The organism is uncultured Aureimonas sp., assembly GCF_913775355.1.
Lineage (GTDB): Bacteria > Pseudomonadota > Alphaproteobacteria > Rhizobiales > Rhizobiaceae > Aureimonas.
The window spans coordinates 1-10,251 of the sequence record NZ_CAJYIU010000155.1 but is presented as its reverse complement, the minus strand read 5'-3'; the positions used below and the strand labels follow the sequence as shown (position 1 = coordinate 10,251).

The 10,251-nt window shown below is 72.4% G+C and carries 11 protein-coding genes; 3 read left to right on the top strand and 8 right to left on the bottom strand.

Annotated elements, in window-relative coordinates:
- On the top strand, nt 1-680 hold a 680-nt coding region (locus QZ753_RS10230; protein ID WP_294643396.1), incomplete at its 5' end, for a biotin/lipoyl-containing protein.
- Nucleotides 681-702: 22 nt separating this feature from the next.
- Here the strand turns inward: QZ753_RS10230 and QZ753_RS10225 are convergent.
- The 3 genes from QZ753_RS10225 to QZ753_RS10215 all read right to left on the bottom strand — a co-directional run bounded on the left by QZ753_RS10225 (nt 703) and on the right by QZ753_RS10215 (nt 2,585).
- Nucleotides 703-1,044, bottom strand: coding sequence for an ATPase inhibitor subunit zeta (locus QZ753_RS10225; protein ID WP_294643393.1), 342 nt, complete (start codon nt 1,042-1,044; stop codon nt 703-705).
- Nucleotides 1,045-1,250: 206 nt separating this feature from the next.
- A complete protein-coding gene (locus tag QZ753_RS10220) occupies nt 1,251-1,877 on the bottom strand; it encodes a ribonuclease D (RefSeq protein WP_294643391.1) in 627 nt (208 codons plus the stop codon).
- 135 nt (nt 1,878-2,012) lie between these two features.
- Nucleotides 2,013-2,585, bottom strand: coding sequence for a LuxR C-terminal-related transcriptional regulator (locus tag QZ753_RS10215; RefSeq protein ID WP_294643389.1), 573 nt, complete (start codon nt 2,583-2,585; stop codon nt 2,013-2,015).
- Nucleotides 2,586-2,681: 96 nt separating this feature from the next.
- Here QZ753_RS10215 and QZ753_RS10210 point away from each other — a divergent pair, with 96 nt between their 5' ends.
- Entirely contained in the window at nt 2,682-3,419 is a 738-nt protein-coding gene (locus tag QZ753_RS10210) for a CoA transferase subunit A (protein ID WP_294643387.1), read from the top strand.
- Nucleotides 3,419-4,060: a 3-oxoacid CoA-transferase subunit B gene (locus QZ753_RS10205; protein ID WP_294643385.1), complete on the top strand. Its 642-nt coding sequence runs from the start codon at nt 3,419-3,421 to the stop codon at nt 4,058-4,060. Before QZ753_RS10210 ends, QZ753_RS10205 begins: the two co-directional genes overlap by 1 nt.
- A 118-nt stretch (nt 4,061-4,178) precedes the next feature.
- On the opposite strand, the gene QZ753_RS10200 is transcribed toward QZ753_RS10205, so the two are convergent.
- The 5 genes from QZ753_RS10200 to QZ753_RS10180 all read right to left on the bottom strand — a co-directional run bounded on the left by QZ753_RS10200 (nt 4,179) and on the right by QZ753_RS10180 (nt 10,182).
- Nucleotides 4,179-5,243, bottom strand: a complete 1,065-nt coding sequence (locus QZ753_RS10200) for a lipocalin-like domain-containing protein (protein WP_294643383.1) — start codon at nt 5,241-5,243, stop codon at nt 4,179-4,181.
- Nucleotides 5,243-7,768 (bottom strand): ABC transporter permease, encoded by a 2,526-nt coding sequence (locus QZ753_RS10195; protein WP_294643381.1) that lies wholly within the window; start codon nt 7,766-7,768, stop codon nt 5,243-5,245. Before QZ753_RS10195 ends, QZ753_RS10200 begins: the two co-directional genes overlap by 1 nt.
- Nucleotides 7,761-8,489 carry an ABC transporter ATP-binding protein gene (locus QZ753_RS10190; protein ID WP_294643378.1) on the bottom strand — a complete coding sequence of 243 codons (729 nt, stop codon included), beginning with the start codon at nt 8,487-8,489 and terminating at the stop codon, nt 7,761-7,763. Before QZ753_RS10190 ends, QZ753_RS10195 begins: the two co-directional genes overlap by 8 nt.
- Nucleotides 8,490-8,559: 70 nt before the next feature.
- Entirely contained in the window at nt 8,560-9,174 is a 615-nt protein-coding gene (locus QZ753_RS10185; protein ID WP_294643398.1) for an alpha/beta hydrolase, read from the bottom strand.
- Between the two features lie 66 nt (nt 9,175-9,240).
- Complete coding sequence (locus QZ753_RS10180) at nt 9,241-10,182, bottom strand: VOC family protein (RefSeq protein ID WP_294643376.1); 942 nt, start codon at nt 10,180-10,182, stop codon at nt 9,241-9,243.
- Between the last annotated feature and the right edge of the window lie 69 nt (nt 10,183-10,251).

Sequence of the window (10,251 nt, the reverse complement as noted above, 5' to 3'; positions counted from 1 at the left end):
CCGTCACCCTGTTCGATCCGCCGTCGGGTCCGGGCGTTCGGGTCGATGCCGGCGTCGTGTCGGGCTCGGTCGTGCCGGGTCACTTCGATTCGATGATGGCCAAGCTCGTCGTCACCGGGCCGACGCGCGCGGCGGCGATCGCACGCGCGCGCCGCGCGCTCTCCGAGTTCCGCATCGAAGGCGTCGCGACCGTGCTGCCGTTCCACCGGGCGGTCCTGGACGCGGACGATTTCGCGGGTGATGCGCTGCGCGTCCACACCCGTTGGATCGAGACGGAGTTTGCCGGCGAACTGGCCGTGGCCGCGCGTCCCGAGCCGCTCGACGAGATGGCGACCGTGCGGCTGCCGGTCGAGATCGACGGGCGCCGCCACATGCTGGGATTGCCGGCGGCCTTTCTGGCGCGGCTCGGCACGACCGGCGGCGCGCCGGTCGCCGCCGCCGAGGAGACGGCGGCGGATGCCGCGCGTCTCGCGGCGCCCGTCGCTGGGACGCTGCAGGGCTGGCGTGTCGAGAACGGCGTCCATGTGGAAGCCGGACAGGTCGTCGCCGTGATGGAGGCGATGAAGATGGAAACGCAGGTGACCGCCCATGCGGCCGGCACCATCGCGCTCGTCGCCGAGCCCGGCGCCTATCTCCAGGCGGGCGAGGCGCTCGCCCGGATCGAGGCGGGACCGGCCTGACACCGGTCCGCCTGCCGGGACCTCAGGCGCCGAGCGCGTAGGCGTGGATCGTCGCCGCGCCGAAGGGGCGGTCGAGGTCGGCCATGGCGATAGCGTAGCGCGAGCGGATCGTCTCGATATGGACCGGCGTGGCGGCGAGATCCGCGGCGATGCGGTCGAACCCGCCGCGCCCGCTCGGTGCCGTGACGCCCGCCCGCACCACCGCGTCGGCATAGGCGTCGGCCTCGTCTTCCGACAGGCCGAGATGGCCGGCGGCCCACAGGCCGACCAGCCGGTCGGCCCGCGCGCGGTCGCAGAAGGACCGGCGCTCGGCGAGCGCGTGGCGGGTTTCCGACAGTTCGTGGAGACGATCGATGTCCTGCATGAGTCCGCTTCCCCTCGTTGATCCCCGTCGCCGGCATCTCGGGCGACGGGAGCAACGCTAGGCGACGGGCTCTCAAAGGAGGCCGAATCCGACCGCGACAATTGAATCGAACGGCCGGGAAAAAGTGTTGCCGGGCCGTTAACGCGGCCTCGCGAAACCGGCTTGTGCGCTTACGATTTCGCGAGGATCCGATCACGCTGCCGCGATCAGGACCGCGCCACCGAATGCGAGAAGATGTCCTCCTCGTCCCAGCCGAGGAGGTCGAGCTTGGCGCGCGTCGGCAGGAAGGCGAAGGCGGCTTCGGCGATCTCCAGCCGGTCCTCGCGCTCGAGGCGCTTCAGGAGCACGCCCATCAGGTCGTGGAGGTAGAGGACGTCCGAGGCGGCGTAATCGAGCTGGGCCGGGGTGAGCGTCTCGGCCGCCCAGTCCGACGACTGCTGCTGCTTCGACAGATCGACCCCGATCAGCTCCTTCGACAGGTCCTTGAGGCCGTGCCGGTCGGTATAGGTGCGCGTCAGGCGCGAGGCGATCTTGGTGCAGAACACCGGCTGCGTCATCACGCCGAACGCGTGGTAGAGCGCGGCGATGTCGAAGCGCGCGTAGTGGAAGATCTTGCGCTTCGTCGTGTCCGCCAGAAGCGTGCAGAGGTTCGGCGCCTCGCGCTGGCCCTTGCCGATCTGCACGATGTCGGCCGTGCCGTCGCCCGGCGAGAGCTGCACCACGCAGAGACGGTCGCGCCGGGTGTCGAGGCCGAGCGTCTCGGTGTCGATGGCGACCGATCCGGTGTAGCGGGCGAGGTCGGGAAGGTCTCCCTTGTGGACGCGGATCGTCATGGCTGCGGTCTCCAGGCCCCTGCGAGCGGGGCGTATGTCGGGTGGATGCGTTCGGGTGGGGCATAGCGGATTTCACGCCGCGGCCAAACCCTGCGACGTGGGCCGCGGCCGGAAAACATGCGCGTCTGGCCCGTCTCAGCCGCCTTCGGCGAGGAACCAGGCGACGAGCTCGGCCCCGTTGCGCACGCCGACGGCCCGCGACAGGCGCAGGCGATGCGCCTCGATCGTGCGCGGCGACAGGCCAATCGCGCCTGCGATCTCGCCGTTGGTGCGCCCTTGCGCGACCAGCGCGAGGATCTGGCGCTGGCGGCCGGTCAACTGCAGCGTCGCGCCGGTGACCGGCCGGTTCAGCGGCTGGAACGCGTAGATCGCCTCGGCGAACGGGTCCGCCGCGCGGCGCGAGCGCCCGTTGACGCGCGCCCAGAAGCGCCGGCCCATCGCGCCCCGCATGATGCGCTCGTCCTGGTAGACCTGGCCGCCCGGCAAATGGCTGCGCCACATCTCGCCGGTGCGCACGAAATCGTCGAGCGCCGGATAGAGACGCGAGAAGCTGGCGTCGATCAGGTCCCGCCGCTCGAAGCCGAAGAGCGCCGCGAACTCGGCGTTGCAGTCGCGGATGATGCGGTGGGTGGCGAAGACGAGGGGCACCGGCAGTTCCGCGAGCGCGAAGCGCGGGGCGGCGTCGTCGGGCGGGGCGCGTGCGGACATGCCGTAGAAATACGACTCGCCGCCCCCGGCGGGCAAGCCCTAGCTTGGCACCCGGAGACAGGCCCGGCGGGGCCGGCGACGGGGAGGCATGGAGCGTTGCGAAAAGTTCATTCCACGGCGACGGAGGCGCTGGCCGGCCTCCTGCGCGACGACATGGTGGTCATGGCCGGCGGCTTCGGTCTCTGCGGCATTCCCGAGGCCCTGATCGACGCGGTGCAGGAGTCGGGCGTCAAGGGCCTGACGGTCATCTCCAACAATGCGGGCGTCGACGGGATCGGCCTCGGGCGGCTGCTCGCCACGCGCCAGATCGCCAAGATGATCTCGTCCTATGTCGGCGAGAACAAGCTCTTCGCGCAGCAGTACCTGTCGGGCGAACTGGAGCTGGAGTTCAACCCGCAGGGCACGCTCGCCGAGCGCATCCGGGCCGGCGGCGCCGGCATTCCGGCCTTCTTCACCAAGACCGGCGTCGGCACCCTGATCGCCGAAGGCAAGGAGGTGCGCGAGTTCGACGGCGAAACCTACGTCATGGAGCGCGGGCTCTTTGCGGATCTCGCGATCGTCCACGCCCATACGGGCGATGAGCAAGGCAACCTCGTCTACCGGAAGACCGCGCGCAACTTCAATCCGATGATGGCGACGGCGGCCAAGGTGACCGTCGCCGAGGTCGAGCACATGGTGCCGGTCGGCTCGATCGACGCCGACCATATCCACACGCCCGGCATCTTCGTGCAGCGGATCGTCCACGTGCCGAACCCGGAGAAGCACATCGAGCAGCGCACCGTGCGAAAGCGCGAGACGGCCGGCGCAGCGGCCGCCGCAGGGGAGGAGATCTGATGGCCTGGACGCGCGACCAGATGGCGGCCCGCGCCGCCCGCGAACTCAAGGACGGGTTCTACGTCAATCTCGGCATCGGCATTCCGACGCTGGTGGCCAACCACATCCCCGACGGGATCGAGGTGGTCCTCCAGTCCGAGAACGGCATGCTCGGCATGGGTCCCTTCCCCTTTGAAGGCGAGGAGGACGCCGACCTCATCAACGCCGGCAAGCAGACCATCACCGAACTGCCGATGACGAGCTTCTTCTCCTCGGCCGACAGTTTCGCGATGATCCGGGGCGGGCATATCGACCTGTCCATCCTCGGCGCCATGCAGGTGGCGGCCAACGGCGATCTCGCCAACTGGATGATCCCCGGCAAGATGGTGAAGGGCATGGGCGGGGCGATGGACCTTGTCGCCGGCGTCAAGCGCGTCGTCGTGGTGATGGAGCACGAGGCCAAGGGCGAATCGAAGCTCCTGCCCGAATGCACCCTGCCGCTGACGGGCGCGCGCGTCGCCGACCTCGTGATCACCGATCTCGGCGTCTTCACGGTGGAGCGCAAGGGGCCGGAGCGCCTGACCCTGATCGAGCTTGCCGACGGCGTGACGCTCGACGAGATCCGGGCGAAGACGGCGGCGCCGTTCGAGGTCGGGCTGTAAGGGCGCGGCGCGCGGGGGCTATCGGCTGCCCGCGCGCGCCAGCCGAACGGTGTCCTCCGGCTCGCCGCACCGACGCACAACACGATGGCGAGGCGGCCGGGATGACGTGCCGTCCGCCTCAGAGCGACAGCGGCGTGGTGTAGCCGGTGAGTTCCAGGTAGCCCCGGCCGCCCTCGGTCCTCACCGCCCCCTCCCAGTAGACGGGCAGGCCGCCGGCCCGCCCGTCGAGTTCCTGGTCGTCGAAGAGGGGCTGGAGGGGCAGGCGTCGCTCGCCCTCGGGCAGGCGGACCACCAGCACCTGCTCCACCGGATAGGTCGCGCCCGTCCGCTCGGAGCGCCAGCGGCGCACCGGCTCGAAGCCGACGTCGCCGGGCCCGAGGCGCACAATCGTGCCATCCGGGCGGCGCCACGAGCCGCCGGCATAGACCGTGTCCACTTCGCGGCCGCGCATGCGGAAGGCGACGAGCGCCGAGCCGTCGTCGAAGTTCAGGCCGGTCCAGTCCCAGCCGCTGGCTTCCGGCGCGAGGTACTGGGACGACCATTCGCGGTCGAGCCAGGCCTCGCCGGTGACCTGCTCGACGCCCCCGGCGCGCGCCAGCGTTCCCGAAACCTCCAGATGCGGCAGCGAGTAGTAGTAGCTCGCCTCCCCCTCGCGGGTGCCCTTGCGGCTGTAGCCGTCGTCGCCCTGGAGGAACTCGGCTTGCGTCGGCCGGAAGGCGAGGTCGTAGGAAAAGTCGGGCGTGCGCACGGTGGTCGTCCAGCGACCGTCCGCCTCGCGCCGGATGTGCCAGTCGCGGATCGAGACATCGGCGTTCCCGGTCGCCGCGCCGGCAAGGCCGAAGCCCTCGCGCGCGGACCGCTCGCCGTGCAGCAGCTTGCCGACCGCGGGATCGGAAATCGCGGCGTGGGCGAAGAGGACTTGGGCCGGCGCGAAGCGGCTGGGATTGGCCGGGTCGATGCTCGGCCGGGTGCGGAAGAAGGTCACCTGGAAGCCGAGCTCCTCGCCCGTGCCCGTCCGCAGCCAGCCGGTGACGTACCACCACTCGGTGCGGAACTCGGGGTGGGCGCCGTGGTCGGCGGGGAAGGCGAGCGGCACGCCGGAGCCCACCACCGGATACTCCTGCGCCCGCGCCGGCAGGACGAGGACGGCGAGCGACAGGAGAAGAGCCAGAACCACGCGCATCACCAATCCTCCCGAACGGCCTGCACCGCCCCTTGCGCCGTCGCGCGGCGGCCCGCGAGCACGGCCGTCAGCGCCGCGGCGGCGACCAGCACGGCGGCGACGAGTGCCAGCGTCCCCCACGGCACGCGCGTGCCCATGGTCCAGTTGAAGCTCTGCGGGTTGATGACGTGGATCAGAACTTGGGCCAGCGCGAGGCCGAGAACGGTTCCCGCCACCGCGCCGACGGTGCCGAGAAGCGCCCCTTCCAGCCCCAGCATCGCGCGGATCTGCGGCCGCGAGACGCCGAGATGGCGCAGCATGCCGAACTCGCGGGTGCGCGCCAGCGTCTGCGCCGAGATCGTCGCCGCGACGCCCGACAGGCCGACCAGCATCGCGACCGCCTGAAGGACGTAGGTGACGGTGAAGGAGCGGTCGAAGAGGTCGAGCGCGAAGGCGCGCAGCTCGGCCGGCCGCGCGAGGTTGGCCGGGCTCCCCGGCGACAGGGCGGCCAGAAGCGCACGGCCGGCGGCGTCGCCGTCCGCGCCGGGTGCGAGCGTCACGGCCGCCTCGTCGCGCGTCGCGTCGCCCGTGAGGCGCGTGTAGTCGTCGCTCGCGATCGCCACCGCGCCCTGCTGGCGCGCGTAGTCGCGCCAGATGCCGGCCACGAAGAAGCGGGCGTCCTGCCCGATCGGCAGCGCGATGGTGGCGCCCGGCCGCCAGCCGTAGAGCCGCGCGGCGGGCTCGGAGACGTAGACCGGCAGGCTCCCCTCGGGGCGCGGCGTCGACGTCGTCTCAACCGAGCGCAGGAGCCCGCCCGTCTCGCCGTCGCGGATGTCGCGGGCGATCAGCACCACGGGCGGGCGATCCGGTGCGATCGAGAGGGGAAGCTGGCGGCTGAACCGGATCGTGCCGACCCCCGGCACCTCGAGAAGGCGCGCCTGCGTCTGCGGATCGAAGCCGCTGCCGGCGCCCGCGCGAAGATAGAGGTCGGCCGAGAGCACGTCGCCGAGCCAGTCGTCGACGGCGGTGCGGAAGCTCGTGACCATGGTCGCCATGGCGATCACGAGCGCGGTCGAGGCGACGATGCCGCAGAGCGCCGTCGCCGCCTCGCCGGGGCTGCCCTGGACATGGCGGACGGCCAACTGCGCGGGGACGGCGCGCGGCGGCCGGCGCACCAGCGGCTTCAGGAGCTGGCGCGCGAGCCACGGCACGCCCGCGACGCCGCCCGCCAGCATCAGCGCCATGCCGGCAAAGCCGAGGATGGGCAGGTTCGCGATCGGCGGCGCGAGGCTGGCGAGGACGCCGGCGCCGAGGAGAGCCGCGGCAGGAAGGATCGGCACGCGTGAGCGCGGATCGACGAGGTCGCCGGCGTTCTTGAGGCTGGCGGCGGGCGCCGCGCGCGAAGCGGCCCGCGCCGGCAGGGCGCTGCCGAGAAGCGCGGCGAGGAGGCCGAGCGCGAAGAACACGCCGGCCGCGACCGGCTGGAACACGACGCGCGCCGCGCCGCCCTCGAAGTAGCCGGCGCCGAGATCGCCGCCGAGGAGCCGCAGCGCGAGCGTGGCGAGGCCGTAGCCGAGGAGAAGGCCGAGACCTGCGCCGACGATCCCGATCACCAGACCTTCCAGCGTGACCGCGGCGACGACGCCACCGCGCGGCAGGCCGAGCGTGCGCAGGAGCGCGAAGGTGCGCAGCCGCCGGGCGACCGAGAGCGCCTGCGCCGAGAAGACGAGGAAGCCGCCGGTCAGGAGCGCGACGAGCGCCAGCATGTCGAGATTGACGCGGTAGGCGCGGCTGAGGGCCGAGCCCTGGCGCGCCTCTGTCTCGTCCGTGCCAAGGCTGGCGTTGGCCGGCAGGACGGCGGGGAGGGCGGCCTCGGCGGCCGCCCGGTCGCTCACCGAGAGGTCGATGCGGTCGAGGCGCCCCAGCCGGTCGAAGCGCCATTGCGCCGCCGCGATGTCGATCGTCCCGAGCCGCTCCGTGTCGCCCGCCCCGTCCAGCGTGCCCGCGATGCGCAGCGGCACGGTGCGCCCGTTGGCCGAGACCTCGATCGTGTCGCCGATCCCGGCGCCGGTGCCGGCGAGCGCCGCGCGCGACAGGAAGAGGGCTTCGGGCGAGAAGACCTCGGCGCGGTTCTGGTCGACGCCTTGCGCGTTCAGCCCGATCAGCGTCGGCGTGACGCGGGCGGCGCGCAGGACGTCGAGGCCGAGAAGGGTGAAGGCGCCGCCGCCCGCTCGCGCGTCGAGCGCGATGACGGGGCTCGCGTCCGCGACCCCATCCGCCAGCGCGATCGGCCCGTAGGCCGCCTCGTCGAAGCCGAGGGGGCTCGCCGCCCGCACCTGGAGATCCGCCGCTCCGTTGACCGAGCGCACCGCGCCCTCGAAGGAGGCGAGCGCCGAGCCGTTGACGAGATGGACGGCAAAGCCGAGCGCGACGCCGACGGCGATCGCGAGCGCTGTCAGGAGGAAGCGCGCGGGGTGCGCGCGCGCCTCGCCGACGATCAGCCAGCGCAGGGCGAGGCGAGCCGCCCCGAGGCCCGCGTCAGTCATGCGAAGCCTTCAGGCCCGTCGCGGTCAGGGTCAGGACGCGGTCGGCGACGGCGGCGGTCGCGGGCGAGTGGGTGACGATCACGGCCGCGGCGCCCCCCTCACGCACCGCCGAGGCGAAAAGCTTCAGGACCCGCGCCGCGGTGTCGGGGTCGAGATTGCCGGTCGGCTCGTCGGCGAGGATGAGGGCCGGGCGGTGGACGAGGGCGCGCGCGATGGCGACGCGCTGCAACTCGCCGCCCGACAGGTCGCGCGCATAGTCGCCCGCCCGCCCGTCGAGCCCGACGGCGTCGAGAAGCCGTTCGGCCTCCGACGTCGCCCGCGCCGCGTCGGGCGAGACGAGCGCCAGCGGCAGCGCGACGTTCTGGCCGAGCGTGAGATAGGGCAGGATGTGGAAGGCCTGGAAGACGAAGCCGATCCGCTCGCGACGAAGCGTCGTGCGCGCCGTCTCGTCGAGGGGCCCGAGCGCGGTGCCGCCGACCTCGACGACGCCGCGATCTGCCTCGTCGAGGCCGGCGAGGATGTTGAGGAGCGTCGACTTGCCGGTGCCCGACTCGCCGACGATCGCGACGAGCTCGCCGCCGGCGACCGCAAGATCGAGCCCGGAAAACAGCTCGCGGCCGCCGGGCACGGTCTTGGCGAGGCCTCGAACGATAAGGCGGGCATCGGCTGCGTGGTCGGCGGCGTGGCCGCGGGTCGGGGCGGGGGCGAGATCGTTCGGCATCGCGCCGGAAACTGGAGCGCGGCGCCCGGCGATCCAGCCACGCGGCCTGTCGCCGGACGCCGCAGGGTGGTCAGGCGTCGACCTGTCGCAGCCAGTCGCGGGCAAGCGCGAGATCCATCTGCGACAGGCCGTGACCGACGGGAAGGACCTCATGCCGCACCCGGGCACCGCCCTCGTCCAGCATCGCGGCCAGACGCTCGGCGTTGGCGGCCGGCACGATCGGGTCCATCGCGCCCGACAGCATGAGGACGGGCGTCCCGCCAAGCGCGAAGGCGGGCGGCCGGGCCAGCGGCACCATCGGGCGGATCAGGGCGGCCGCGGCCAGCGCATCGGGCTGCAGCATCAGGAGCGCTGCCGCGATGTTGGCGCCGTTGGAGAAGCCGACCGCGATCGGGGCGGGGAGGCCATAGGTCTCGCGCGCCTCGACGAGGAAGTCGGCGAGCTCGTGGGCGCGCGCGACGACGTCCGCCTCGTCGAAGACGCCCTCGGCCAGGCGCCGGAAGAAGCGCGGCATGCCGTTTTCCAGCACCCGGCCGCGCGGCGACAGAAGGGCGGCGCCGGGGCTCAGCGCCGCGCCGAGCCCGAGAAGGTCGCTCTCGTTGCCGCCGGTCCCGTGCAGGAGGAGGAGCGGCGCCCCGGACCCGTCGCCGGCGGGCACGAAGCGGTGGATATGCGACAGGGTCATCTCGCTCATGGTGTCCTCCGGGGGAAGGGGGCGGGGCGGCTTTCGGCCGCCCCGCTTCGGGTTTCGTCAGGCCGCCTCGGTGCCGAGATCGGGCAGCACGCTCTCGATGCGGGCGCGGTGGGACTCCAGCCCCGCCGGCAGCTTCAGGGTCTGCCCCAGCGTTGCCGCCGGCTCGTCCACGGCAAAGCCCGGCGCGTCGGTCGCGATCTCGAACAGGACATGGCCCGGCTCGCGGAAATAGACCGAGCGGAAGTAGTTGCGGTCGCGCTGTTCGGTCACCCCGATCCTGTGGTTCTCGACGAGGCGCTTGGCCATCGCCGCCTCCGCCGCATCGTCCGCCGCCCGGAAGGCGACGTGATGGACGGAGCCGGCCCCCGGCCGGGGCTTCAGGAAGCCGCCGACGGCCCGGATGTCGACGATGCCGCCGACCGAAACGCCGTCCACCTGGAAGCGCGTGGTCGAGCCCTCCGAGCCGAGTTCCCGGAAGCCGAGGACGTCGGTCAGCACCGCGCCGGTCGGCGCCTTCTCCTCGAGCAGCAGGCTCACCGAATGGAAGCCGCGGATCGCGACCTCGGGCGAGATGCCGCCGGCGGTCCAGCCCGGCTCCTTTTCGGCGCCCGGCACCGCGACGAGCGCGAGATGCATGCCGTCCGGGTCGCGGAAGGTGAGCGCCGTCTCGCCGAAGCGCTTGACCGGCGGGTCGAAGGCGACGCCGCGCTCGATGAAGCGGTGCGTCCAGAAGCCGATCGAGCCCTCCGGCACGCGGAACACGGTCTCCTGCGTCTCGCCGACGCCGAGCCGGCCGGGCGCCGCGTGCTCCCAGGGGAAGAACGTCAGGATCGTACCGGGGCTGCCGGCCTCGTCGCCGTAGTAGAGGTGCCAGGTGCCGGGATCGTCGAAATTGACGGTCCGCTTTACGAGGCGAAGCCCGAGCGTATCGGTGTAGAACCGCACGTTGCGCGCGGCGGGACCGGCGATGGCGGTAACGTGGTGGATGCCGTGGCTCATGTCGGATCTCCCTGGATCGCGTTGCGTGGACCCAACATAATCGCAATGACGGCTCTGCGTCAGGTGCAG